Origin of the sequence: Gemmata algarum (assembly GCF_034097035.1) — a bacterium.
Classification (GTDB): domain Bacteria; phylum Planctomycetota; class Planctomycetia; order Gemmatales; family Gemmataceae; genus Gemmata; species Gemmata algarum.
Genome location: NZ_JAXBLV010000181.1, coordinates 18,464 through 43,813, shown reverse-complemented (window position 1 = coordinate 43,813; position 25,350 = coordinate 18,464). Strand labels below are relative to the sequence as shown.

At 69.2% G+C, this 25,350-nt stretch carries 19 protein-coding genes; 8 read left to right on the top strand and 11 right to left on the bottom strand.

Annotated features, from left to right (window positions below; genetic code table 11):
* Positions 1–17: 17 nt before the first annotated feature.
* The 5 genes from R5W23_RS16305 to R5W23_RS16285 all read right to left on the bottom strand — a co-directional run bounded on the left by R5W23_RS16305 (position 18) and on the right by R5W23_RS16285 (position 8,508).
* Positions 18–659 (bottom strand): response regulator transcription factor, encoded by a 642-nt coding sequence (locus tag R5W23_RS16305; protein WP_320687209.1) that lies wholly within the window; start codon positions 657–659, stop codon positions 18–20.
* Positions 656–6,250 carry a PAS domain S-box protein gene (locus tag R5W23_RS16300; RefSeq protein ID WP_320687208.1) on the bottom strand — a complete coding sequence of 1,865 codons (5,595 nt, stop codon included), beginning with the start codon at positions 6,248–6,250 and terminating at the stop codon, positions 656–658. The genes R5W23_RS16305 and R5W23_RS16300 overlap by 4 nt, the downstream gene beginning before the upstream one ends.
* 467 nt (positions 6,251–6,717) lie before the next feature.
* Entirely contained in the window at positions 6,718–7,371 is a 654-nt protein-coding gene (locus R5W23_RS16295; protein WP_320687207.1) for an SIMPL domain-containing protein, read from the bottom strand.
* Positions 7,372–7,482: 111 nt separating this feature from the next.
* On the bottom strand, positions 7,483–7,899 hold the full coding sequence (locus R5W23_RS16290; protein WP_320687206.1) for a hypothetical protein: 417 nt from the start codon (positions 7,897–7,899) through the stop codon (positions 7,483–7,485).
* Positions 7,900–8,061: 162 nt separating this feature from the next.
* The gene (locus tag R5W23_RS16285; RefSeq protein ID WP_320687205.1) at positions 8,062–8,508 is read right to left on the bottom strand and encodes a hypothetical protein; all 447 of its coding nucleotides are present in this window, start codon (positions 8,506–8,508) and stop codon (positions 8,062–8,064) included.
* Between the two features lie 338 nt (positions 8,509–8,846).
* Between R5W23_RS16285 and R5W23_RS16280 the strand changes: the two genes are divergently transcribed.
* Entirely contained in the window at positions 8,847–9,623 is a 777-nt protein-coding gene (locus tag R5W23_RS16280; RefSeq protein WP_320687204.1) for a hypothetical protein, read from the top strand.
* Between the two features lie 18 nt (positions 9,624–9,641).
* On the opposite strand, the gene R5W23_RS16275 is transcribed toward R5W23_RS16280, so the two are convergent.
* From R5W23_RS16275 to R5W23_RS16260, 4 genes are all read right to left on the bottom strand, one after another.
* On the bottom strand, positions 9,642–11,987 hold the full coding sequence (locus tag R5W23_RS16275; protein ID WP_320687203.1) for a 2OG-Fe(II) oxygenase: 2,346 nt from the start codon (positions 11,985–11,987) through the stop codon (positions 9,642–9,644).
* A gap of 81 nt (positions 11,988–12,068) precedes the next feature.
* Entirely contained in the window at positions 12,069–12,401 is a 333-nt protein-coding gene (locus tag R5W23_RS16270) for a DUF4198 domain-containing protein (protein WP_320687202.1), read from the bottom strand.
* 42 nt (positions 12,402–12,443) lie between these two features.
* On the bottom strand, positions 12,444–12,737 hold the full coding sequence (locus tag R5W23_RS16265) for a hypothetical protein (protein WP_320687201.1): 294 nt from the start codon (positions 12,735–12,737) through the stop codon (positions 12,444–12,446).
* A gap of 46 nt (positions 12,738–12,783) precedes the next feature.
* The gene (locus tag R5W23_RS16260; protein ID WP_320687200.1) at positions 12,784–13,785 is read right to left on the bottom strand and encodes a DUF1559 domain-containing protein; all 1,002 of its coding nucleotides are present in this window, start codon (positions 13,783–13,785) and stop codon (positions 12,784–12,786) included.
* Positions 13,786–13,891: 106 nt separating this feature from the next.
* Between R5W23_RS16260 and nikR the strand changes: the two genes are divergently transcribed.
* The 6 genes from nikR to priA all read left to right on the top strand — a co-directional run bounded on the left by nikR (position 13,892) and on the right by priA (position 20,791).
* On the top strand, positions 13,892–14,341 hold the full coding sequence (gene nikR, locus R5W23_RS16255; RefSeq protein ID WP_320687199.1) for a nickel-responsive transcriptional regulator NikR: 450 nt from the start codon (positions 13,892–13,894) through the stop codon (positions 14,339–14,341).
* Positions 14,342–14,434: 93 nt separating this feature from the next.
* Positions 14,435–15,307, top strand: coding sequence for a hypothetical protein (locus R5W23_RS16250; RefSeq protein WP_320687198.1), 873 nt, complete (start codon positions 14,435–14,437; stop codon positions 15,305–15,307).
* Between the two features lie 97 nt (positions 15,308–15,404).
* The gene (locus R5W23_RS16245; protein ID WP_320687197.1) at positions 15,405–16,280 is read left to right on the top strand and encodes a metallophosphoesterase family protein; all 876 of its coding nucleotides are present in this window, start codon (positions 15,405–15,407) and stop codon (positions 16,278–16,280) included.
* A gap of 69 nt (positions 16,281–16,349) precedes the next feature.
* Positions 16,350–17,639 carry an AAA family ATPase gene (locus tag R5W23_RS16240; protein WP_320687196.1) on the top strand — a complete coding sequence of 430 codons (1,290 nt, stop codon included), beginning with the start codon at positions 16,350–16,352 and terminating at the stop codon, positions 17,637–17,639.
* Positions 17,636–18,307, top strand: a complete 672-nt coding sequence (locus R5W23_RS16235; RefSeq protein ID WP_320687195.1) for a DUF4276 family protein — start codon at positions 17,636–17,638, stop codon at positions 18,305–18,307. Before R5W23_RS16240 ends, R5W23_RS16235 begins: the two co-directional genes overlap by 4 nt.
* A gap of 81 nt (positions 18,308–18,388) precedes the next feature.
* A complete protein-coding gene (gene priA, locus R5W23_RS16230) occupies positions 18,389–20,791 on the top strand; it encodes a replication restart helicase PriA (RefSeq protein ID WP_320687194.1) in 2,403 nt (800 codons plus the stop codon).
* A 33-nt stretch (positions 20,792–20,824) separates the two neighbouring features.
* On the opposite strand, the gene R5W23_RS16225 is transcribed toward priA, so the two are convergent.
* Complete coding sequence (locus tag R5W23_RS16225) at positions 20,825–22,678, bottom strand: RNA polymerase sigma factor (RefSeq protein WP_320687193.1); 1,854 nt, start codon at positions 22,676–22,678, stop codon at positions 20,825–20,827.
* Between the two features lie 541 nt (positions 22,679–23,219).
* On the opposite strand from R5W23_RS16225, the gene R5W23_RS16220 reads away from it, so the two are divergent.
* Positions 23,220–24,155 (top strand): hypothetical protein, encoded by a 936-nt coding sequence (locus tag R5W23_RS16220; RefSeq protein ID WP_320687192.1) that lies wholly within the window; start codon positions 23,220–23,222, stop codon positions 24,153–24,155.
* Positions 24,156–24,846: 691 nt separating this feature from the next.
* Here R5W23_RS16220 and R5W23_RS16215 read toward each other — a convergent pair.
* The gene (locus tag R5W23_RS16215) at positions 24,847–25,092 is read right to left on the bottom strand and encodes a hypothetical protein (protein ID WP_261189571.1); all 246 of its coding nucleotides are present in this window, start codon (positions 25,090–25,092) and stop codon (positions 24,847–24,849) included.
* Positions 25,093–25,350 lie beyond the last annotated feature (258 nt).

Genomic DNA, 25,350 nt, shown 5'->3' with positions numbered 1-25,350 from the left:
TCGCGTAACCGGTGTTCCTAACCGCCAGTCAGCCAGCCCTGTCGCACCGCGAACTGGACGAGCCCCACCCGCGACCGGATGCCGAGCTTCTCCATCGCCCGGCTCTTGTACGTCTCCACCGACTTGACGCTCACCTCGAGCCGCGCCGCGATCTGCTTGTTCGAATACCCCGCCGTGAGCTGCTTGAGCACCTCCACCTCGCGCTCGCTCAGGCCGTGGTCGCCGGCCGCCTCGGTCGTCGGCTCCGCGGAAAGGTACGACCCGGTCACCGACGGGTCCAGGTAGGTGCGGCCCGCGGCGGCGTGGCGGATCGCCCCGACCAGATCGGCCGCCGCCGCCCGCTTCGGCACGTACCCCGTCGCGCCCGCCTGGAGCGCCTGCTGCACGTACCTCCGGTCCTCGTGCGCGGTCAGCGCCACGATCCGGACGTTCGGGCAGCCGGCGCGGATGCGGGCCGTCGCCTCGATCCCGCCCATGCCCGGCATCGACACGTCCATCACCACCACGTCGGGCCGCAGCTCGGCCGCCCGCCCGACGGCCGTTTCCCCGTCGAGGGCGTCCCCGACCACCTCCATGTCGGCCTCGCCGTCGAGCAGCGCCCGCAGCCCGTCCCGCACCACCGGGTGGTCGTCCACGAGGAACACGCGCAGCTTGTTCACGACTCGCCTCCGTCTTGTGTTACCGGGATCTGAACCGTCACCGCCGTCCCCGCGCCGGGGCGCGACTCGATGTCGATCGTGCCGCTCAAGAGTTCGACCCGCTCGCGCATCCCCAGCAGCCCGAGCCGCCCTTTGAACCCCGCCGCCGGATCGAACCCCGCGCCGTCGTCCTCCACCACCACCGTCACGAACTCACCCGGCCGGGTGACCACCACGCCGACGGCGGCGGCGCCGGCGTGCTTGGCCACGTTGGTCAGGGCTTCCTGGGTGATCCGGTAAATGGCCGTCTCGATCTCCCGGGGCAACCGTCCCAGTCCGGCGGCGTGACACTCGGCCGGCACCCCGGTACGGCCCGACCACTCGGTCACGAGCTGCGCCAGCGCCGCCTCCAGGCCGAAGTCGTCCAGCGCCGTCGGCCGCAGCCGGACCGCGAGCCCGTGGACCTCGCGGCCCAGCTCGTTCATCACCCGCTGGGCGTCGGCCAGCCGCGCGACGGCCGCGGCCGGGAGCGTGCCGCTCTGCTCGACTGCCTTGAACGCCAGCGCCAGCCCGGCCATGAGCTGGCCCACCGTGTCGTGCAAGTCCCGCGCCACCCGCTGCCGCTCGTTCTCCTGGGCCGCGCCGAGCTTGCGGACGAGGTCCCGGCGCCGTGCCATCTCCGTTTCCAGCGCGTCGAGGGCCGCCGCCAGCTCGGCCGTCCGGGCCTTCACCCGCACCTCCAGCTCGTCCCGCGCCTGCCGCAGTTCGTCCTCGGCGCGCTTCCGCTCGGTCAGGTCGCGGAGCACCTTGACGAACCCGTTGGCCCCGCCGGCCCCGAGCGGGGCGAGCACCCCGGACGCCCAGAACCGGCTCCCGTCCTTGCGGACGTGCCACCGCTCGTCCGCCGCCCGCCCGGTCTCGCGGGCCTCGGTCGCCTCCTGTTCGGGCGCCCCGGCCGCGCGGTCCTCGGGCGTGAACACGAGGTCGCCGGACCGGCCCAGGATCTCGCCGGCCGTGAAGCCGAACGTGGCCTCGGCCCCCGGGTTCCAGGTGGTCACGGCGCGGCCCGCGTCGAGGGTGATGATGGCGAAGTCCGTCGCGCTCTCCAGGATGAGCCGTAGCCGCTCCTCGCTCGCCCGCACCGCGTCCTCGGCCTCCCGCCGCTCCGTCACGTCCACGCACGCGCCGGTCATCCGGGCTTGGTCGGCGGTGCCGAACACGTCCCCCCGGTCCCGGAGCCACCGCACCGTCCCGTCCGGCCACACCGCCCGGAACTCGGTGCTCAGCGGGCGGCCGAGGCGGACCGACTGGTCGAACGCGGCCCGCACCGCCTCCCGGTCGTCCGGGTGGATGTGGGCGAGGAACTCGGCGAACGGGGCGAGGGTCTCCTCGGCCGGGAGCCCGAGCAGCGCGTTCAGGCTGGCGTCCCGGCGGTGGGCGTCGGCCGCCACGTCCCACGTCCAGGTGCCCATGCGGGCGGCGGACAGGGCGAGCCGCAGCCGCTCCTCGCTGCGGCGCAAGGCGTCTTCCGTCACCCGCTGCTCCGTCACGTCCCGCATCACGCCGAGCATCCGCACCGCCGCGCCCGCCTCGTCGTGGAAGAAGCGGCCCCGGGCCGAGAGCCAGCGGACGGACCCGTCCGGGTGGGCCGAGCGGAACTCGTGGCGGTACACGGCCCGCGCGTCCCGGGCGGCCTCCAGGGCGGCCACGGCGCCGGCGCGGTCGTCCGGGTGGACCCGGGCGACCCAGGCCTCGTAGCTCGGCGCCACCTCGCCGACGGCGTACCCCTGCATGGCGAAGTGAGTCTCGTTCCACACCACTTGCCCGGTCCGCGTGTCCCAGTCCCAGGTGCCGAGCTCGCCGATGGCGACGGCCAGCCGCAGCCGCTCCTCGCTCTCGTGCAGGGCCGCCTCCGCCCGCTTCCGGTCCGTAATGTCCACCCCGGCCGACTGGGCCTCGGCCACGCGCCCCGCCGCGTCGAACGCCAGCGCCCGGTTGGTCCACAGCGTCCACCGCGGGCCGTCGGCCGCGGCGATCATGTTCTCGATCTGCACCAGGGGCGCGTCGGGCGTCAGCGCGTCGAGCCGGGCGCGCACGGCGGCGCGTTCCTCGGGGGGCATCAGGTCCCAGAAGCTCGTGCCGGTCAACCGCTCGGGGGTCGTTCCGAAGACCCGCGCGTAGGCGCCGTTGACGAACAGCAGCGTCCCGTCGGTGCGGAACTGGGCCACCATCTCCACCTGGCTCTCGACGAGCGCGCGGTACCGCCGCTCGCTCGCCCTGAGGGCGTCCTCGGCCTGCTTCTCGGCAGTCACATCCCGGAACAGCGCCGCGAGCCGGCCGGCGGCGACCGGGAACACGAACACGTCGAACCACCGGCCCAGCCCGGGGGCCTGATCGACGAACCGCTTCGGCCGCCCGGTGCGGGCGACCTCGGCGTAGTCCGCCAGCCACATGTCCTCGGCCTCGGGGAACAGCTCCCGCATGGTCTGCCCCGGCCGCGGCCGCCGCCCAGCCTGCCGCCCGAACGCCGGGTTCGTCTCCACGTACCGGAAGTCCACCGCCGCGCCGTCGTCGTCGTAGATCATCTCGAAGATGGCGAACCCCGCGTCGATCGCCTCGAACAGCGTCCGGTACTTCTCCTCGCCCGCCAGCAGGGCCTCTTCGGCCCGCTTCCGCTCGGTGATGTCCCGGACCCCCAGCAGGATCAACTGTACGTGGTCCAGCCGCCGCCCGTTCACGAGCATCACCCGCCGCCCGAGCCCCTCGAACTCGTGGGTCACCTCGTAATCGTTGAACACGTTGCTGTCCGGCAGCACGTCCTCCAGCAGCGTCCGCAGGGCCGGGATGTCCCACTGCCCGTTGCCGAGCTGGTACACCTTCCGCCCGACCGTGTCCGCCGGGTTGACCCGGAAGTGCGTGTAGAACGCCGGGTTGACGCCCTTGACCGTCAGGTCCGGGTGGAGGATCAGCAGGGGCTCGTGGAGCGTCTCGACGATGCTCTCGGCGTACCCTTTCTCCGCCGCCAGCGCGTCCTCGGCCCGCTTCCGCTCGGTCACGTCCACGAAGGTGACCACCACCCCGTCGATGCGGTCGCCCACCGTCCGGTACGGGAGCACCCGCCGCAGGTAGTGCCGGCCGGCCGCCGCGGCCACCTCCCGGGCGACCGGCACCAGCCGCTCCAGCACCGCCCGGCAGTCGTCGTCCAGATGCGGGTCGTCGAACTTCCGGGCCAGGGCCGTCAGCGGCCGGCCGATGTCCCCCGGGATCAGGTCGAGCAGGTCGCGGACGGCCGGGGTGAACCGGCGGATGCGGAACCGGGTGTCCAGGAACAGCACCGCGATGTCGGTGCTGGTGAGCAGGCTGGTCAGGTCGCTGCTGGCCGCCTGGTGCTCCTCCATCTTGGCCCGGAGCTGGGCGTTCACGGTCCGCAGCTCCTCGTTCAGGCTCTGCATCTCCTCCTTCGAGGTCTCCAGCTCCTCGTTGGCGCTTTGCAGCTCCTCGTTGACGCTCATCGCCTCCTCGTGGGAGGCCTTCAGCTCCTCGTTGCTGGTCTGGAGCTCCTCGATCGTGCTCTGCAACTCGGCCCGGAGCCGGGCCAGGTCGCCTGCCTCGCCGTTCGGTGCCGCGGGCGCGGGCACCTCGCCGCGCTCCTCGAAGCTGACGACGAAGTGATTCGCCGGCGCACCGGTGGGCACGGGCGAAGCGCTCACCGCCACCCGCACCCGGCGCCCCGGCTGCTCGACCCAGCCGTCGTGGACCGTGGCCGGCCGCTGCTGGGCCGACGCGTGCTGGAGCGCGAGCCGGACCGCGCCGCGCACCCCGTCGCGGGCCAGGAGCAGCAGATCCCGGGTGGGCTCGCCGGAGACCTGCTGGAGGAACGGGGACGTGTCGCCGTGGTAGTACACCACCTGGAAGTCGCGGTCCACGGCCACCGCCGGCGGAGTGTGGTGCTCCAGGAGCGCCTGCCGGGTCAGGTCCCCGACCGAACGGTCGCCGGGGCGCGACGGGCGCGGGGGCGCCTGGCCCCGCCCCTCGTCGGGAGCGGGGGCGAGGGCCGGGGCCGGGTTCGGCAGCGGGAACTCGACTTGCCCGTGCCGGGTCGGCCCGACCCGACGGTAGATGCGGGCCTTCTTGTCCACCGGCTCGAACAGTTCCTCGGCGCCGCCGATCGTCTCGCTCGTGCCGAGGAACAGGGCGCCCCCCTCGCGCAGCCCGAAGTGCAGGAGCATCAGCACCCGCTTCTGCACCTCGGCCTCCAGGTAGATGAGCAGGTTGCGGCAGGTGGCGATGTCCAGCCGGCTGAACGGCGGGTCCTGGAGGATGTTCTGCGGGGCGAACACCACCCGGTCCCGCAGCTCCTGGCGCACCCGGTACACCTCGTCCTCCCGGACGAAGAACCGCTTCAGCCGCTCGGAACTGATCTCGCTCTCGATCCCGCCGGGGTACACCCCGGCCCGGGCGTGGGCCAGGGTCCGGTCGGCCAGGTCGGTGGCGAACACCTTGATGTCCAACCGCTTGTCCGCCCGGTCCGACTCCTCGAGCAGGATCATGGCCAGGGTGTACGCCTCCTCCCCGCTCGAGCACGCCGCCACCCACGCCCGCACCGGGCCGCCCGGCTCCCGGGCGGCGACCAGCGGGGCGATCACCCGCTCCCGCAGGGCCTCCCACGCCTCCGGGTCGCGGAAGAACCCGGTGACGTGGATCAGCAGGTCGTCGGCCAGCCCCGTCACCTCGTTCGGGCTCTGCCGCAGGTGCCGGGCGTACTCGCTCATGGTGGGCACGCGGAGCAGCCCCATCCGCCGCTGCACCCGGCGCAGGATGGTCGGCTTCTTGTACCCGGCGAAGTCCTGCTTGGTGCGGGTCCGCAGGACGGCCAGGATCTCGCGGAGGTGGTGACCCTCTTGCTGGAGCACCGCCCGGGCGTCGGCCTCCCGACCGCCGGTGGCGTACCGGCTGCGAGCGTATGTCAGGAGCACGTCCGGCAGGTCGGTCGGGCGGACGATGTAGTCGGCGTACCCGGCGTCAATCAGGTGCCGGGGCATGCTCGGGTACTGAGCCGAGTCCGGGTCCTGGGCGACGCACAGCCCGCCAACGGCCTTGACCGCCTGCGCGCCGGCGGTGCCGTTGGACCCCATGCCGCTCAGGAGCACGCAGACGGCCCGCTCCCGCTGCTCCTCGGCCAGCGCGCGGAAGAAGTCGTCGACCGGGCGGTTGGCGGCCCGCGGCCCGCCCAGCTCCGGGCCAACGCGGAGGCGGCCCTCGCGGATGCCGACGACGTGGCCCGGGCGGGTAACGTACACGTGATCCGGCTCGACCGCGAGCCCGTCCTCGACCTCGTGGACGGGCATGGCGGTGCGGCGGGCGAGGATGTCGGCCAGCAGACTGTTCTGGTTGGGCGGGAGGTGGAGGATGAAGACGAACGCCATTCCGGCGTCGGGCGGCATGGCGGCGAGGAACTCGGAGAACGCTTCCAGCCCGCCGGCGGAGGCGCCGACCCCGACGACCGGGAACGACAGCCGCGGCGGCTGCTCGGCATCGACCGGCTGGGCGAGGCGGTCCTGTGCGGCGTCGGGAGGCAAGGCGGCGGTTGTCGGGTCGGTCTCGTCAGCCATGCCTACGCGGCCTCACGCGGGCGGGCGGACTCTCCGACGAGACGGCCCGGGCCGTCATCCTACTGTCTGGAGCAGTTATCGCGCCTGCTCACGTGACCAAAGTGGCGGATCAGTCGTGCTAGCGCGTCAGGAGAAGGCGTAATGCCGAATGGCACTGATTTGATGTTATGTCTATCGCAAGAATTCGTGAAGGAATCGGACGGTACGCATCCCGTTTGTCCGCCATCGGACGGTGAACCCGCTCCGGGCCGAGTCCCGCGCGTGCCGTCACCGGGTCGCGCGCGGTGGCACGCCGCCGAGTTGCTGGCCCGGACCGACGAAGCCGGCGCCGGGACGCCCTGTTCGCCGCGTTGCAGGAGCGGCCCCCCGGGCGCAGCGGCGACGGACGGGAGCAAGGGCTAAGGCATCCGCGGTCGGTAATGGAAAACGACTATATGCCGCGCCGGTGCCGGAGGCTCGTCGTCTCGCTATGACGCCGCGGGAGCGAGCGCGAACACCAGTGACACCGCCGCCCCGACGACGATGCTGCCGGGAGCGAACGCCCGCTCCGATCCTGCGTCATCGGCTGGCGCGTCCTGCGAGGTGTGCCCCTCGCCTGACCCGCGTAAGACATCGGGGCTGATGTCCTCAATACTGGTGACGGCTCCGAGCACCACGCCGGCCGCCCGGCAGTAGTTCTCCGCCTTCTCGCGGCCGGCGGCTACCGCCCGGCGCCGGGCCTCGGCCCGGTACTCTTTGAGCTTGGTCGTGCGAAACTCGACCGCGTCGATTTCGTTGGCCCCGGCGTCCACGACCCCGGCCAGCAACTCCTCCATGCGGTCCAGGTCGGAGAGCAGGACGTTGAATGCCACCTTCGCCGAGTAGCCCGTAGGTTGCTGCCGCCCGTTAATGTACTCGAACGTCCGCGTCAGCGTGACCCGCGAGGCGGCGACATCTCCGGCCGCCCCGGCTTGGGTGAGGTACGCTCGGACCCCCTTGACCGCCGTATGCGCTGCCTGGAAGGCGTCCTTCGGCTGCTTGGCTTGGCGGCTGACCGCGAACTGGAGCGATGCCGCATCCGGTTCGACCCGGAGGACGGCCGAGCCGAACACCTTCACGCCGGACAGTCGCTTCGGTTCCATCGCGTCTCTGCCTCACTCGCCGAACGAATACCACGCCCATCGGCCGCGCGCCAGCGCGCGGCCGATACTGGACACCGCCCCGGCGCGGCGGTTCGGGGCCGTGCCACTCGCTCACCCGCCCAGCGCCCGCTGGAACTGCACGAACAGCCCCGGTGAAACGTCCGCCGGCCCGGCCCCCGCGACCGACGCCAGCGCCTCCGGGAGCGGCCAGCCCTCCGCGAGCGCGACACCGGCCGCCGCCGCGCACACCGACCGGCTCAGGCCGGCCGAGCAACAGACCAGCACCGGAACCCCGGCCCGCACAAACGCCGCGACCGACTCGGCCGCCAGCCGCAGCAGCCACGCCGGGTTGTCGCCGCCGTCGGACAGCGGGAACCGGCACCGGACCAGTTCGCGCGGCAGAACCGCCAGTTGCTCGCTGTCCGCCAGTTCCACCACGGCCGCGACGCCGGCGGCCGTCACGGCGCGGGCGTCTCGGAGGTCGCCGGCGTTGCCGAGCCACAGCGCTCGGCCCTTGACCTGACGCATTCACGCCCCCGCCAGTGGATTTCTTGTGCCGAACAACGGCCCTGGCGCTGGCCGGCCCTCCGTTAACGGCATCGCTCAGCCGGCCGTACCGCGAAACGCCGAACCCGCACCGCGCGTCTGAGGGCGGTTCACGAAGCGCGTAACCCACAGCAGGCCGGCACTTTACCGGGGTTCGGTACCCCGTTGCGCGGACGGCGGCAGCTCCCGCCGGGCGAACCGCGTCAGCCTCCAGTCCGCCACGCGACACTGCACCCCGGGTTCGTTACCGAGGTAGCAGACCGAGCGGAACTGGGACGCGATCAGGGCCGCCGTTTCCGGCCAACCGTTGCCACGGTACCCGCCGCCGCGGTCCACCAGATACTCACGCCAGTCCGCCTCCCAGTCGGCGAACCGCCACGCATCGTCGTGCGGCAGGAAGTGCCCACCGAGCACCGGCGGCGGGGCCTCGCCGTCGGCAACTGGGCCGAAAAAGCTCCGCTCCAGGCGTTCGTCGCAAAGCTCGGCCACGTGGTGCCGGTCTGCCGGCAACAGGCCCGCCCACCACCGACGCACCACGGCCCGCTCGGCGCCAGGAACCGTGCGGAGTAGCGCAAGCGGAATTGCGTCCAATCGCGCCTCTGCGTCGTGTGACCGAACATAAAATGATGTTCGCCGGCCCGCCCCGCCGCCCCCTCGGCAGCGTAACCGATTGGCAACAATCTTCAATCCGAAATCGTCTCGTTCCGGTTTGCAGGTACGGCCAACGAACACGGCCCGTTGGTCTGGCTCAGAGTACCGACCGGCCCCGCGCGCGAGCCAGCAAGTTCAAGATGCGGCCCGATCGGGGCACCCGCTCGCGTCCGGGAGCCCGCAAACGTTGCCAACCGAAGCGCGGAATTCGCCGCTCTTCGGCGTTAAGACTCTCGGCCCACGGACGTGAGACGACCGGGTTCCATAAGGAGTGATTCGTGGCAAAAGCGCGCAACACGTTCCTGTTCGGTGACGGCCGCATCGCGACGGCGACGAAGGGCCGCGGCAAGTACGAACACACCTTCGGCGGGCCGCACGACCGAACGGGCACCGCGCGGGCAGACTGCAACGGGATTCTGATCCACTTGCTGCACCGGCTGGACCTGACGGACCCGGCCGTCCCGATCCGCATACCGGGCGTGCGGTGGCTGCCGCTCTACTACTGCTTCGACTTCCGCGCCAACGATCTGGGCTACCGGCTGGTGTCCGACGAGGAACTGGTCACCTTCTTCCCGGACGACGCCCCGAACGTGTCTCGGGAAGAGTCGTGGCCCGACGACGAGGGCTACCCGCTGGAGTTTCCGACGTGCCCCGTTACGGTCAGCGCGTTCGGTTACGACCCCACCGACCTTGAGGACGCGTGCCGCTGGGCGGGCGTGTTCGGTATCGGCAAGCTCTCGGCGCGCGACCAGGCGACCGCGAAGGAGCGGACCGCCGAGTTGATGGACGGTCTGGGGCTCCACGCCCCGGAAACGGACGAGGACTTCGAGCGCGTGATGTGCAGCCCCTTTGTCCAGGGCCGGCCGGACGACCCGTGTCTGAACCCGGCGTGTCCCAACCGGGAGAAGCGAGGGCAGTTGACGCCCATCGCCTTGCTGCCGGCGGAACCGGTGCCCGGGGTCCACACGTTCGGGCGGTACGGCGGCGGCGTGCAGTTGATTTTCCAGCTCTGCCCGGAGTGCGCGACGATCCGGGTGAGCAACCAGTGCGATTGAGCCGAGCCCGAACGGCGCTCACCCGGGCAGCGCCTCCTCGATCTTGCGCACCGTGACGAGGTGCTGGCAGTCGTCGTGGTACTTCTTTAGTCGGGCGCGGAACGAGGCTGTGTTCTTCGTACACACCAGCGTGTGCGGCGAGCCGAAGCGTTCCGTCTTGCAGTCCACGTCGCAGCCGCGGTTGCGGATGGTGTTCTCCAGGTGCGAGCGGCGGTCCTGCGCCGCCCGGAACCGGTGAACGCTCTCCTTCGGGTCGCCCAGGAACCGGCGCAACTGGGCGCAGTCGCCGCACGTACAGTCGATGTTCGCCTCGCGCCGGAAGTCGCCCGGCGGCGCCGGCTCCTGCGCCGTCAGCGCCTCCAACTGCTGCCGCACGGCCCCCACCCACCGGGACACGCCGTCGCACCCGGCCTTGAGGTGCGTCTTGAGCCAGGGCTGCAATGCGGTCAGCGCCGCGATGTGGTTCGCCAGCGGGTACAGCTTCGTCTGGGCCAGCGCCCGGTCGATAAACGCGGCGAACAGGTCGAACTGCCGGACCGCGAGGAGGGCACGCGGCAGCTCGGTCAGCACCGCCGACCGGTCCACGCTCCGGAACCGCCAGTCGTGGCCCGCGGCGGCGGTCTTGTCGAGCGCCTCGAGCACAGACACGAACAGCCCGGCCAGCCGCGCGCACAACGCGACCCGCTCCCCCTCGCCCGCCTTCCGGCGCGACTTGGTGGCGCACAGCGCCTCCAGGAGCTCCAGGTTCCGCTCCAGGAACTCGACGCCCGGTCCGGGCACCCGGGTCAGCGGGTCGGGCGTGGTCGCTGTGAGCAGACCGACGATTTCGGCCTCGAACGTGTTCCAGCCGAGCGACTCGCACGCCGCCCGGACGGCCCGCGCGGGCTTGATCGTTCGGCTGCCGGTGACCACGTCGCGCAGGAACGCGCGAACCAGCTCGGGCGCCTCCAGGGCGACCAGCGCGTCGAGCAGGTCGTTCGCCTCGGCGTCCCCGCAGTGCGCGCCGGCGCTCCGGGCGACCACCTTGGCCGCCAGCGCGGCGCACCGGTCTCGCTCGGCCAAGTCCTTTTTGCGGGCGCCCTGCCACCCGGTAACCATTTGCCGGAGCCACGCGACGGCGGCGTGCAGCCCGCAGTCGCAGAGCACGTCGAAGTGCCGCGCGTTCGGCCAGAGGACGATGACCGCGTGCCGGTACCACCGGTTCATGGTCAGCCCCTCGTTGCCCGTGTACCCGCTCACGCTCTGCTCGGGCTTCGCGCTCGTGAGCGCCTCCGGGGGCACCACCTCCTCCTCCTCGACCTCCATCACCCCGAAGTCCGGGCGCCCGCCGTCCGGGTCGCTCCAGTGCTCGGCGTTCAGCGTGGTCTCGTAGACCTCGCCCATCTCGTACTCGCCGTCCTCGTCATCGTCGTCGTCGCGGTACCGGTGCCGGCGCCGGCGGGGCGAGTAGTCCTCTTCGGCCGCGCCGGACTCCCAGAGCGTCAGCAGCGCCAAGTGTGCCTGGCAGCCCGCGCGCGTCGCGGCCTCGTGGAGCACCCGCGCCTTCACCCGGTCCACGCCCTTCAGGGCGTCCCAGACCAGCCCGTCCCGGGTGTACTGGTGCCCGAGCGGGACCGCGAGCTTGTGGGCCGTCGCGTCGGCCGGCCAGCCGCGCAGCGCCGCCGCGACCTCCTCGACGCGCTCGGCCGTCCGCGGCGCGGCGAGCCGCGACTGCGCCCGGGCGAGCGTGAGGTTGTACACGAGGCACAGCCGGTGGCCGGTCCGCAAGGGCCGGACCTCGTGCTCGCAGTCCGCGTAGAACGCCGCGAAGTGCGTGTGGAACGGGTTCAGCCCGGGGGCGCCGAAGTCGATCGCGCGCTCCTCCCCGTCGTGGCGGGCGATCAGCTCGCCGCCCGTGAACGGCGACGGCAGCACGACGACCAGCGTCGCGACCATGCGGTCGAGCTTCTCGCCGTCGCGGTGGGGCAGGAAGAAGCCGCCCGGCTCGTAGAGCAGCAGGTTGTACAGGTGGCTTTCGAGCTGCTGCTTTTCGAGCCCGAGGTCGCGCTGGACCGTCGCGACGGCGTCGCGGAGGAACTCGTCCCACTCGGGGTTCGCGAGGGAGAAGCGGTCCGGGTCGAGCTGCCACACCCGCCGGACGCTGGTGTCGATGAGGGTCTCTTCGCCCTTCCCGTAAGGGGCCTGTTTGCAGACCGCCGCGAGTTCCTTCGCTTGGTGCGCGGTGAGCGGCAGCCCGACCGGGCCGATTCCGGCCACCTCCAGACCCGGGTTCGCGGCGCGCACGCTCCCGGTGACACAGAACGACCCGGGGCGGCTGATTTTCTTGAGCGCGGCGTCGAGCCGCTCCGAAACGGGGTGGGCCACGGGCGTGCTCCGGGGGCTCGCGAACCTGTTGCGAGCGTTGTATCCGGAGCGCCGCAGGGCCGCCACCGCGCGGTTTGGCTCTCACTTCGCCAGATCGAGCACGAGCGTCGCCGTGTGCCGGACCGCGCTGTACTTCTTCCCCGCGAACTCGCCCGGCTTGGCCTCCGCCCGCCGCGCCGCCACGCAGTACCGCCCCTTCGCGGCGAACGACTCGGTCAGCCCGTTCTTGTCGGTCTTCACGACCGGCGACTTCTCCTCCGTCTCGCCCGGGAGCCCCACCGTGACCTCGATACCCTCGACCGGCTTCCCGGCGGCGAGCACCTGGAACCGCACCTTATCGCCGTCCTTAACCGGAACCAGTTCCAGCGCGGTGCCGGCCGTCAGCCCCTTCGCGAACGGGTCCCCGACGACCACTTTCGGGTAGTAGAAGGACAGCAGCGGCGGATCGTCCCCGCGCTACGTGACCCCGGCCTCGGTGGTGCCGAACACGACCGCCGGCGTCTCGGGCAGCTTCGCGCGGAAGAAGCTCCCGTCACCTTTTTCGGTCGTCAGCTTGAGCTCCTTGCCGCCGGCGGTGCGGGCGGTCAGGGCGGTCTTCTCGGCGCGAGCCGCCGACGCTTTCGGGTCCGGTTCCGCCCTGTGCCCGAACACGAGTCGGGCCTCGGTCCCCTCGACGTACACGAACACGAAGTGGGCGCGGCCGGCCGCGGCGAGCGCAACTGCGGCCCCGAGCGCGATCACGTAACGCATGAGTACCTCCGGAAGTTGGCCAGCGGGTCGAATAAGGGGTCCGGTGTTACCAGTCGCTCCCGAGCACCTCGCCCGTGGCGCGGGTGCCGGCGGCGGCCCACGTTCCCTGAGAAATGCCGTCCGACACGAACCGCACGCTGCCGTCCGCGAGGCACGCGTTCACCCCGCCGCTGTGGCGCGACCGGGCCGCCTTCCACGCCGGGTTGCTGTGCTGCACGCAGTCCATCAGCGGGTTGTTCGGGGTGCGGACGTTGTTGTACAGGCCACAGTTGTACGCCCCGTCCGCCCACAGCGCGCCGCGGTCGGTCACGAGGGTCGTGCTGGCGTCGCAGTTGGCCTGCGACAGCGCCGTCACCTGCTTGTAGTAGAGCCGCACGTCGGTGCCGCCGGCCGGGGCGGCGCCGCCGGCGCCGAGCAGCGATTCCGAGAACGCGACCGTGTTGCTCAGCCCGTCGGTCACGGCCGCGACCCGCACGCCCGGGTTCAGCACCACGTCGCGGTCCACGCCGTAGAAGATGCCGTCGCCGGTGAGCGCGTCGCCGCCCGCGTTGCTCCCGACGCAGGCCACGTAGTTGCTCGGCCCCTGCCCCTCCTTCACCGTCCGGAACTCGTCCGAGGGGCACAGGAACGTCGGCACGACGGCCGCGAGCGGCGCGCGGTTCTGCGGGAACGGGATCACCTCCGGCTGGAGCGTCCCGCCGCCGTACAGCGGGGCCGTGAGGTCCAGGGCGTTGTACACGGCGGTCTGCTCGAGGTACGGCGTGAGCTGCGCCAGCGCGGACCACCGGAAGTGCCCCTTCGGGTTCGTGGGGTCGACCGCCCACGTTTTGCGCCAGTACGCGTTCGGGAACGCCCCCGTCGCGCTCTCGTGGCTGTGGAGCGCGAGGCCGATCTGCTTCAGGTTGTTCTGGCACTTCATCCGCGCCGCCGCCGCCCGCACCTTCTGGACGGCGGGCAGCAACAGGCCGATGAGAACGGCGATGATCGCGATCACCACCAGCAACTCGATCAGCGTGAACCCGCGGCGCGGGTGACGAGCGGTTCGCATGGCGCGGCTCCGTGTGACGAATACTCGATTCGTAATACCGCGCGACGCGAAAACGGCTCGTGAATATTCAGCTAAAATCGGTTCCACCCTGCGCGGAGGTCGTCCCGTGTCTGAACTGACGCGATTCTCGGTTTCGCTCGAGGCCGACCTGCTCGACGCGTTCGACAAGTACGTGCGCGACGGCGCGTTCGCGACCCGCAGCGAGGCGATCCGCCAGCTCCTGCGGCAGACGCTGACCCGCGACGCGTTCGACGCCGACGACGCGCCCGTGACGGCCACGCTCACGATCGTGTACGACCACCACCGGCCGCACCTGGTGGAGAAGCTCCTGGACGTGCAGCACGACCACGCGAACCGCGTCATCGCGTCGATGCACGTCCACCTGGACCACGACCGGTGCATGGAGGTGATCGTGCTGCGCGGCCCGGGCGAGGCCCTCCGGAACCTCGCGGCGGCGATCCGCGGGCTGAAGGGCGTCCACACCGGGACGCTGGCGCTCGCCGGGGCGGGGGAGCCGGGGCACGACCACCCGCACCCCCACCCTCACCCGCACTGATCGCATTTCCGGGCCGAAATGTTGCCCTTCGGGCCGCGAACACGGAAGATGACGGGGCCGGGTTCACACGTCCCGTTCCGAAGGAAGATAACCATGCTGAAGCTAAAATGGGTGCTCGGGGCCGTCGCGGCGCTGGCCGTTACCGTCAACCTCGGCCGCGCGGCCGACGACGTGTACGACCTCCGCGGCCCGGCGCCGGTCAAGGGCCAGACGTTCGTCAACAAGGGGACGCTCAAGATCAAGGACGCCGACACCACCATGAAGGTGGCCGGCCAGACGGTGAACCTGACGATCAACCTCGTGGTCACCAGCGAGGAGGAGTCGAAGGTGCTCGCGGTGGACGGCCGCAACGTCACCAAGTCGCAGACCAAGATCATCAAGGAGCGGGCCGACGTGACCGCCAACGTCGGCGGCAGCGACATGACCCACACCGAGCCGACCGCGCTCGAAAAGGAAACGGTCATCAGCGAGCGCGACGGGAAGGTCTGGAAGCACTCGCTGGTGGACACCAAGCCGAACGAGAAGCAGAAGAAGGAGCTCGACAGCCGCAACGGGATCGAGAACGACGACGACCTGTACCCGGCGGAGAAGGTGAAGGTCGGGCACACCTGGAAGGTGGACGCCGCCGCGCTCACCAAGATGCTCGGGAACTCGTTCAGCGACGTGAAGGGGAAGCTCGACCAGAAGTTCGTGAAGGTGGAGAAGGTGGACGGCGAGGAGTGCGCCGTGGTCGAATCGACCGGCAAGCTCACCGCGAAGATGAAGGACGACGGCGAGCCGACCATCGACGTGGAGATGGAACTCAAGGTGACCACGTACAAGTCGCTCAAGACCGGCGTGAACGTGAAGGAGAAGTTCGACGGCAAGATCTCGCTGGAAGGGGTCCAGAAGATGGACGACATCAAGGTGGACATCAAGATGTCCGGCCCGATCTCGGGCGACTCCACCACCAGCCTGAAGAAGTAAAGACGCTTCTGAACCGCGAAGTGGCCGCCGCGTTCATCGCGGCGGCCACTTCGCTTGGCGCGCCGAACCCGCCCCCCGCGGCGCGTGTCTTCGCGGCATGAACGTGCCGCCCGCCCCCGCCGTGTTCCTCGTGTTCGGCGACCTGCACGGGCGCATCCTGCCGGCGTTCCGGTTCGCGTCGTACTGGTCGGCGCGCACCGGGTGCGACCTCGCGGGGCTGCTCCAGGTCGGCGACATGGGGTACTACACGGACGTCTCGAACTGCGACAAAGCGACCCTCCGGCACGCGAAGGACGACCCGCTGGAACTAGGCGCGCTCGACGTGGTGACCCGCACGCCGGTCGCGGACCGCGTGCTCGAAGAGGACCCGTACTGCACGTTCGACCTGTGGTTCACCGCGGGCAACCACGAGGAGTTCGACGCGCTCGAGCGGTTCGCCCAAGCCGCCGGGAGCAACCGCACGGACTTCGTCGTGGACGCCTACTGCCGCGTGCGCGGGATCAAGGACGGCCGCGTTCACGTGTTCCCGAGCGGGCCGCGGGTCGCGGCGGTGTGGGGCGTCGACGGGGGCGGCCCGAACGCGCGCCAGAACCTCCCGCCGCGCGGGTACGTCGCCGAGAAGGCCGTCGATCGGCTCGCGCTCGAACCCTTCGACGTGCTGCTGATGCACGACGCGCCGCGGGACGCGAAGCGCATCGGGTACGGGAGCGAGCCGCTCCGGGACCTCGTCGAGTTGGCGCAGCCGCGGTTCGCGTTCTTCGGGCACTACTCTGGCGACGGCTCCCGGATCGAGCGCGACTACGGCCGGACGGAGGCGTACCACCTCGCCGGGTTCGAGCTGCGCACCCGCGACGGGCACCCCGAGAGCGGCAGCGTCGGCGTGCTGCACTGGGACGGCGACGAGAGCACGTTCGCGCTGCTCGACGACGCCGACCTGAAGCCGTTCACCCGCCACAACTGGAAGTGGGTGTGAAGAACCTTGCAGCTCCCTCCGTCGGCCCGCTAACCTGAACACGCCCGCCCTTTTCGCGTCAGGAAGCAAATGGCTACCGCGACCGATCCCGAAGTCAACGGCGCCGCCGATGCGCGGAGCAAACCACCGTTCTTGCGTCGCGTACGCATTCGCGGCTACAAGAGCATCGCGTTCTGCGACGTGGCGCTCGAACCGCTCACCGTTCTGGTCGGCCGGAACGCCTCGGGAAAAAGCAACTTCTTAGACGCGCTCGGATTCTTGCGGAACTTATTGCGGCTGGGGGCGAGTGAAGCCGCCAAAATACATGGCGGGATAGAAGCAATTCTTTGTCGCGTCGCCACTGACCGGACGATTGCATTCGAGATTGAATGCAACTCCACGCACACAGAATCAGATGACGCATTTGAAGCAGCATATGCAATTGAGATCGAATTCCCGCAGAAGCAACGGCCTCAAATTCGCGGGGAGTCTCTACGCATCGCTAACGCGATCGGCGACCAAATGGGCTATTCGTACTCCAATGGTTCTGTTGAATGTTTCGCGTCAGGCGACCGAGCGGTTAAATGGGAGTGGGAGGCAAGCGTATACCCGTTTTTGGTACGATATCATAACGAGCTTCGAGCGGAGCAAACGCCTTGGATACTAGATGGTATCACATCATTATCAATTCACAACTTTCAACCGTCAGAGATTCGTCAGCTTCAGCACCCTTATCCAGGTAATCTGTTGAATCAAAATGGGGCCAATCTCGCTAGCGTCATTGAGGCAACTCGCGAAAATGACTGGGACGCTTTCGAGCGAGTACGTCGCTACCTACACGTCATCACTAAGACGGTTGAACTGCGAGGACTGATTAAATACGGCGCGGACTACGAAACAGTGCGATTCCAGGTTAGTCGCGACAGTCATGGTCAACCGTTAGATTTCGACGCCGCAAGCATGTCAGACGGCACGCTGCGAGTGCTCGCTGCTCTGGTTGCCGCCTTTCAGGTTGTTCCCGTGCGTGGCTCGCCGAGTCTCGTTGCTATCGAAGAACCCGAAACCTCGCTCCACCCCGCGGCTATGCACGCTCTTGTGGACGCGCTCGACGAAGCCACCCTGCGCACACAAATTCTACTCACCACACACAGCGCGGAGATGCTCGACAACCCGACGATTCGGCCGGAGAACATTCGCGTGGTGCAGATGATCGACGGCCGGACCGTGATCGCCCCGGTGGACGCGGCCAGCGTCGAGATCGTTAAGCGGCGGCTGAACACCCTTGGCGGGTTGGAACGCGACAACCTGTTGGAAGCGGATCCGGATGACGTTGAGCGGCAGCAACAACTGGAAGCAGCCTCTGCGGAACCGCCCAAATGACGTTGTACGTGTCGCTGATCGTCGAAGGGCACTCCGAAGCCCAGGGCGCGGTGGAGCGTTTGCTCCGCCGCATCTGGAACGAGTTGTTCGGCAACCCGGTCCTGCTCCGCGTGCTGCCCCCATCGCGATGCAAGCGCGATTCGTTCTTGAACCCCCAGCACCCCGAGTTCGTCTCGAAGATCGAAGAAGCGATGCTGAAGCTGGGGCAGCAACTGAGGCGCGACCCGTCCGGGCGCGGCGTGCTGTTCGTGCTCCTCGACGCGGAAGCGGATTGTCCGGCAACACTCGGACCCGCCCTCTTGGCGGCGGCAAAAGGCGTTCGGAGCGACGCCGACATCGCCTGCGTACTCGCAAAGCAAATGTTCGAAAACTGGATCGTTGCCGGCGCCTCTGCCCTCGCGAGCGTGAACGAGTTGCCTGAATCGCTGCCGCCGCGCCCGACGCCCGAGAACGGCAGCGGCGCGAGCTGGCTCGACCACCAGTTGCGCCAGCGAAATAAGGGACGAAAGTACAAGAAGACCGTCGACGCGGAGGTGTTCGTTCGCGCGATGGACTTGCACGAGTGCCGCGACAACTCCCGTTCATTTCGCAAGCTCCTGAAAGAGCTCGAAACTCGCGTTCCCCCGCCGCCGCAGGCGGACCCAGAAATCGAAGGGGCAGCCGAGTAATCCCGCCGCACCCGTTGTGCCGATGATAGCGGTTGGGCAACCGTCCTTTGAGGGGCCGATGCGCGCGGCTAAACTGTGCGCATGAACACACTGACGCCCGACGCCGCGGAGCGACCGGCCATGACGGCCCACGACACCCTGTTCGACATCGAAGACGAGCGGGACAAGCCGAACGAGCCCCGCGCGGTACGCGCCACCCGCACGCCCGGCGGTCTGTTCGCGGACGTTGTGTTCGACCGCCCGCTCGACCACGCTTACACCTACGCCGTGCCCGCCGAACTGGCGGCCAAGATCGGCGTCGGGAAGCGGGTCGAGGTACCGTTCGGCAAAGGCGGGAAGGCCACCGCCGGGTTCTGCGTCCGCGTCACCGACGCCGAGCCCACCTCCGGCTACGAGATCAAAACCGTCACCCGCGTGCTCGACGACGACGCGATCGTTGACGAGCACCTCATGAAGCTCACCCGCTGGATGGCGGACTACTACCTGTGCGGGTGGGGGCAGGTGCTGCACGCCGTCGTCCCCGCCGGGGTGCGCGACAACGCCGGCACGCGGATGGCGTCGTTCGTGGAGCCGGTCCCGCGCGAGAGCCTGCCCAATCCGCTGCCCACCGTCACGCCGCAGCAGAAGGCGGCGCTCGACAAGCTCAAGAAGGAGAACCGCCCGCTCGAAATCCTCCAGCTCGCGCGGCTGGCGAAGTGTACCGCCGGCGTGGTGTCGGGGCTCATCAAGAAGGGTCTGGTGCGCAAGTTCAGCGAGCGCATCGAGACCGAGGCGAGCGGGGCGCACGAGTTCGCCGAAAGCGAGAACGCGCAGGGGACGGATGAGGCGCGCAAGGAGATCGAGCTCAACGCGGACCAGCTCCGCGTCTGGAAGCCGATCGGCGAGGCGCTCGCCGCCGGCGGCTACCACCCGTTCCTGCTGCACGGCGTGACCGGGAGCGGCAAAACGGAGGTGTACCTGCGGGCCATCGAGGAGGTGGTGAAGCAGGGCAAGGAGGTCGTCGTTCTGGTGCCCGAGATTTCGCTCACGCCGCAAACCATTTCGCGGTTCCAGGGGCGGTGCGGGAACCTCGCGGTGATGCACAGCCACCTGACCGACGCCGAGCGCGGCGGGTACTGGCGCCGCATCGCCACCGGGCACATCCACGTGGTCGTCGGCGCCCGCAGCGCCGTGTTCGCCCCCACGCGCAAGCTCGGGCTCATCATCATCGACGAGGAGCACGAGAACAGCTTCAAGCAGGAATCGACTCCCCGGTACCACGCCCGCGACGTGGCGGTGATGCGGGCGCGCCTGGAGGGCATCCCCATCCTCATGGGGTCGGCGACGCCGAGCCTCGAGAGCTGGGCCAACGCGGAGAAGGGCAACTACACGGTTTTGAGCATGCCGAACCGCGTAGCGAGCCGGCCGATGCCCGCGGTGAAGGTCGTGGATTTGCGGCACGAGCCGAAGGCGCCCGGCAAGCCCGGGGCCATCGGCCCGACGCTCGAGGCCGCAATGCGCCAGACCCTCAAGGACAAGGGGCAGATCATCCTGCTGCTGAACCGCCGCGGGTTCAGCACGCACGTCCACTGCGAGGCGTGCGGGTACGTGGCGCAGTGCGCCAACTGCGACCTCGCGATGACGTTCCACCGCACGAAGAACTCGCTGATGTGCCACTACTGCGGGTTCGAGACGGCGCCGTTCCAGAAGTGCCCGACGTGCGCGCAACCCTCGATGCGCTACCAGGGGCTCGGGACGGAGAAGCTGCAAGTCGAGATCGAGGAGAAGTTCCCGGGGAGCGTGTGCCAGCGGATGGACTCCGACACGATGTCCAAGCCCGGGAGCCACCAGCGGGTGCTGGACGCGTTCCGCGACGGGCTGATCCAGATCCTCGTCGGCACGCAGATGATCGCGAAGGGGCTCGACTTCCCGAACGTGACGCTCGTGGGCGTGGTGAACGCGGACGTGGGGCTCCACCTGCCCGACTTCCGCAGCGCCGAGCGGACGTTCCAGTTGCTCGCCCAGGTGGCGGGCCGGGCGGGGCGCGGGACGCGCGGCGGGCAGGTGCTGGTGCAGACGTTCACGCCCGAGCACCCGTGCATCACGCTGGCGTCGCACCACAACTACAACGAGTTCGCGAAGATGGAACTCGTCCACCGGAAGCTGCACAAGTACCCGCCCTACGAGCGGATGGCGCGGATGATCGTGCGGAGCGAGAAGGAAGAGGCCGCGGCGGCGTTCGCGGACGTGCTCGCGACGGCGTTCAAGGAGGCGATCCGGCGGGCGATGAGCACCGGCCGCTCGTCGTCCGAGGCCCCGGTGCGGTTGCTGGGGCCGGCGGAGTGCCCGGTGTTCCGGCTGAACAACTTTTACCGGTTCCACTTCCAGCTTCAGTCCGACAGCAGCGCGGTGCTGCACGAGGTGCTGCGGAACGTGCTGGCGCTGGCGAAGCCGCCGCACGGGGTCGAGTTCCAGGTGGACATCGACCCGTACAGCATGTTGTGACCCGGGGGCTCGGCCCCGGGTTGTGGGAACGTGTTACCGCCAGTCGAGCTGGGCTGCGGGCATCCCCTTTCCGCCTGGAAAGTCGGAGCTGAAGACAGTCTTCGCCCCCGTCCCGTCCGCGCCAACCACGCCGATGTGCCATCCGGACGATGCTAGCGCACCGGACTGGTAGTCGTGCGAGAAGCAAAGGAATGCGAGGCGGGAGCCGTCCGGTGCCCAATTCAGTGCCCAGGGAAGTCTGCTCCGCTCTTCGTGAAGAACCGCGACCCGTTCTTTTTTGGCGAGATCAAACGCCGTAATTTTCAGGCCCAGGAGTGGCTCTTTCTTCTCGCCCACCGGTTCCGTGGTGTTCACGAGGCACGCCACGCGCGCCCCGTCCGGCGACAGGGCCGCGGTGTTGAGCCATTCTCCGGTTCGTGTCCAATCCCCTGCAAACGAGTAAGTGGCCAGAACCTCGCTGATCCGGCCGCTCGCCGACACCTTGCACAGTGCCTGCGATGTCACCGACCAACCTTTCAGGTACCCCAAGCGCTCCTCGCCGATGGTGAGGAACCAGCCGTCTGCGGACCAGCCCACAACCTTATGGTTCTTCGGCAGGTTCAGTGCAATCGTTGTGCCCGCGGCCAGATCGATCAGCACGTGCTCGTACACGGGCGTCGAGAACAGAGGGTACTTGAGCCGGCACCCGACGGCGCGTCTCCCGTCCGCCGACCAGGCGACGATGGGCGGTACATCGCTGGACGCAAAAAGCGCCTCGCCCCCCTTCGCGACCTTCACCGGAGCAACCGCCGGCGGCGCGCCAGGGGTCAGCAGGTACAGCCCCTTACGGGTTTCGAGCGGGAGCCGGCCGTCGGGGGCTACCCGGCCGCACAGACCGAACGCCTCGGCCCGCAAGGCACGAATACCCTGGCCCGACGAAAAGCCGAGCGAGAGCGATTGCGTCGGCATGTCCGCTCCAGCCTTCACCGCGTCCGCCGCGGTGACCCGCGCCACCTCGGTGCCGTCCGGCTTCAGGAACCGGACGTGCCCGCCGAACCGCAGCACCAGCCGCGACTCGTCTGCCGGCCGCGGGGCCGGGGCGGGCGCCGGGCCCGGTTTGAACGGTTCCGCGCCCAGCCCGAGCGTGACGCCCACCAGCAGCATACACGCGGCCAGCTTCCACTTCAGCGCAGACCCTTGTGCCATGATCGCCTCCGTCAGTTCCGTGACGCTCGCGGACGGGCAATCGGAGATGGGTGAGAGCGCCGCCGCGTCGGGCGCTAGCGCGCCGAGTGCCGCCGCACCCGCGGCCGCCCCGACGCCCCGGCGCCGGAGCCGCTCGGCGAGTAACCGTCGTGCGGTCGAGAGCCGACTGTACACGGTTCCGACCGGCATCCCGAGCTGGCGCGCGACGACCGCCTGGGACTCGCCCCGCAGGTCACACGCGACGACCAGGGCGCGGTACCGTTCGGGCAGTTCGGCCAGCGCGTCGGCCACCGCGGCCCGGGTGTCGAAGTCCGGTTCCGGTTCGCACCCGCCGACCTCGGGCGGCGCCGCCGTCAGCGACTCGCGTGCGCACCGCCGGGCGGACCGCCGCCGGGCCGCGCGGGCGGTGTTCACCGCCACCCCGAACAGCCACCCGCCCACCGCGCCCGGCGGGTCCAGCTCGCCGGCCTTGCGGGCCAGCACCAGGAACGCGGCCTGGAACGCGTCCTCGGCGTCGTGCCGGTGCCGGGTGATCCGCCGGCACACCGCCGACACCATCGGCCCGTGCCGGCGCACCAGTTGGGCGAACGCGTCCGGGTCGCCGGTGGCGCCGAACCGGGTGACCAGTTCGCCGTCGGCCAAATCGGCGCGAGCCGCCCGGCGCGCCCGGGTGACGGCCGCGGTCAGTACGCTCTGCGACATTCCCTTGCCTCCGAGGGCCGGCGTCGTGCCGGCCCACCGTATATTGGCGCCCACCCATCCGCCCCTTCGATGAGTGGGGAAAAAATGTCCGCGTACCGCCGCGGAGCCCGAAGAGGCAAATTACCCGGTCGGACCGTCCGTTCGCCAGCCGAGATGCGGAACGCGGTTTGAAGGCGCGGCGTTGTGGGCGCGATCGGAGTGCTGTACCATCGAGTCGGTCGAACGAGGGGCGAACCGATCGCGTTTGGGGGCGAACATGTACCTCAGAGCAATATTCGCAACGGCGGTAGCGGTCGCGACCGCAAGTACGGGAGTTACAAGAGCCGCAGACACGGCCCCGGTGCCGCGAGCGGTCAACGACATCTGGTTCCCAACGCCCCGGGCTCGCACGCCTCAAGACCACGATGAACCGCTCGCGGCCGCGCCCCCGAGCGCGTTTCCGGGACTCGTCTTCGTAGCCCCGAGATTCGACCGCACCGAGGACGGGGACCAGTTCTCCGAGCGGTACGAAAGGGCCTTGCAGAAGGTGCTGCCGCGGTTAATGGGTAAGCAGAGTCTCCAGATCCTCCCGACCGACGACGAACATGGGCGGCTCCTTAAAGCCCAACTGAACCAAGGAATCCAGGAGCACTGGTGGGAAACCCGGCCGATCGACATTAGCGGTACCGAGCCACCGTTTACCCCCGTCATCGAGTGCCTGACGGACATGCGGGTCGCCGCGCAGCGCCTGTGGGCCGGTCAGCCGAACGAGCTTGCCCCGTGGCTCGAGGAGTTCGTCGTGGCGGCCAAGCACTGGGAGAGCTACACCCGTTTGCGCGCCGAAATCGGTGCCCTCGCACCGGACCGCCTTTACTACGTCACGCGGCACCGACTCCGGGCCGAAGCCGACCTGTGGAAGGTGAAGAACGGGGCCAAAGGCCGCGCCGCGCCGCCGGCGGCGAATCAAGGCGACAAGGGGAAAGTAGCTGGCGGCGAGTGGCTCGGCGAGAAAACGCTTCCTCCGAGCTTGTTCCCGAGCGTTGTGCTCCCTCCGCCGCCCGACAAGGGCGACCCGAAATGGGACGAAAAGCGAGCCGAACAGTTCGCGAAGCGATGCCCGCGGCTGAACGGCAAAAGCGGCCCGAGCGTTGAGGTCGGCGACGGCACGTTTGAGAAACTGCTCAAGGCGCGAGTGCATCAGGGACTACTTCAGCTCAGGTGGTACTGGACCGGAGGCCGCGGAGCCGGCCCCGACGAGTACTCGCTGCGCTGCGATTGCCTCGACGACACCGCTTTGGCGCTCGTCGAATTGTTGGGACCAGAGCCAAAGGAACTCGCCCCCTGGCTCGAGGAATTGTTGGTCGATGCAAAGGAATTTGAACGGCACACGCAGCTCCGTGTCGAAGCCGGCGCGCTGCGGCCGTCGCGCCTCAACCAAGTCACTCGCACCCGGCTGAAAATCGAAGCGGAGCTGTGGAAGGTCAAGAACGCGAAGTAGCCCGACCCGGCGACGTTATTCCCGACTGCCAGCATTCACGCTGACATGGACGTTGTTGGTGTGCGCTCGTTCCCGATCGCCACGAATCTACTCAATCAGCTCAGCGGTGTTTTGGCTCAACTGGCGCGGTGGCGTCTCGTTCACTCCGCAGTGAGGCGGTTGCAACGAGAGAGGAAGCGAAGTGGGGCGCGGTACACGCTCGGGCGGCCGATGCGCCCGAACGTGTGCGTAGTTGGTCCACCCGAACCGGGGAAACACGGGCGCAGGGCGGTCTCACCCGGTCCGGGCGGTGTTCCGAAGGCGAACCGGAACCTGGCTGCATGTGTTTTGGTAAACCCGGCTGGGCGGGCCGGGTCAATCGCGGGCGAGACCGCAGGGCGATCAGGGCGAGTGGGCGATACGGCGAGTGCGATACGGAAAGTCATAGCAGGCCACGTGCCGTTGTTGTGGTTATCGCATCCATTCGCCACAAGTCGCGATTGAGAAGCACCTTATCGAAATTGCCTCGAAGTCCCAACCGGTTCCGGTTGCGTCCGAATACCCGACAGGGGCTCTGGAGGTGTCGATATTTTCCACTAATAGCGTTTGCTTCCGACACCGGTGTGGGCTATTATTCCTTTAGACCGGCCGCGGCAGCCACACTGAATGGGCGACAGTGTGACAGCTTGCGGCCGGTCCTTTTTTGCGCCGCTCAAAACTCGCGAATCTCCACCTTGTACCCCTGCTGACGCAGGCGGATCGCGATCACCTTGGCCTCGACGTGCAACCGGTAAACGCCGTGGCTCTGCCACCCCTGCGAGCCTCGCAGCACCAGCACTTCAAAGCGGTGGTGCGGTAGCAACGGCGGGAGTGACGCTTCGGCGGTGGTGGGCGTGGCAACCATCGCCGTCAGTGTGCTCGTGGTGAATACGGCTGACAGGATCAGTTTGCGGATCACGGTCGGTCTCCTCGTCAGGGTCGAGGTCCGTTCGGCCCTTCCATCCGAAGAACGATCCGGAACGTGAGCGTTGCGCGCGCGGGGGCGATTTCGCCCCGGTTCGCGGTGCTCAACAGACGGTTCGGTTGCTGGCGTCTGTTTTGGGTTGATGTCTTTGTGGCCCGGACGCACCGACCCGCGCAACCTCCGGGCGGTAAATCAGGAGCAGGGGCGTCCACTCCGGCCCCAACCCGAACTCCGAGTGCAGGACCGTGCCGG

Excerpts from the sequence above, each read along its gene's own strand:
- R5W23_RS16300 (WP_320687208.1), bottom strand. The coding sequence starts at position 6,250 with ATGGCTGACGAGACCGACCCGACAACCGCCGCCTTGCCTCCCGACGCC.
- R5W23_RS16295 (WP_320687207.1), bottom strand. The coding sequence starts at position 7,371 with ATGGAACCGAAGCGACTGTCCGGCGTGAAGGTGTTCGGCTCGGCCGTC.
- R5W23_RS16290 (WP_320687206.1), bottom strand. The coding sequence starts at position 7,899 with ATGCGTCAGGTCAAGGGCCGAGCGCTGTGGCTCGGCAACGCCGGCGAC.
- R5W23_RS16265 (WP_320687201.1), bottom strand. The coding sequence starts at position 12,737 with ATGCGTTACGTGATCGCGCTCGGGGCCGCAGTTGCGCTCGCCGCGGCC.
- R5W23_RS16260 (WP_320687200.1), bottom strand. The coding sequence starts at position 13,785 with ATGCGAACCGCTCGTCACCCGCGCCGCGGGTTCACGCTGATCGAGTTG.
- R5W23_RS16250 (WP_320687198.1), top strand. The coding sequence starts at position 14,435 with ATGCTGAAGCTAAAATGGGTGCTCGGGGCCGTCGCGGCGCTGGCCGTT.
- R5W23_RS16245 (WP_320687197.1), top strand. The coding sequence starts at position 15,405 with ATGAACGTGCCGCCCGCCCCCGCCGTGTTCCTCGTGTTCGGCGACCTG.
- R5W23_RS16240 (WP_320687196.1), top strand. The coding sequence starts at position 16,350 with ATGGCTACCGCGACCGATCCCGAAGTCAACGGCGCCGCCGATGCGCGG.
- R5W23_RS16235 (WP_320687195.1), top strand. The coding sequence starts at position 17,636 with ATGACGTTGTACGTGTCGCTGATCGTCGAAGGGCACTCCGAAGCCCAG.
- priA (WP_320687194.1), top strand. The coding sequence starts at position 18,389 with ATGAACACACTGACGCCCGACGCCGCGGAGCGACCGGCCATGACGGCC.
- R5W23_RS16225 (WP_320687193.1), bottom strand. The coding sequence starts at position 22,678 with ATGTCGCAGAGCGTACTGACCGCGGCCGTCACCCGGGCGCGCCGGGCG.
- R5W23_RS16220 (WP_320687192.1), top strand. The coding sequence starts at position 23,220 with ATGGGTAAGCAGAGTCTCCAGATCCTCCCGACCGACGACGAACATGGG.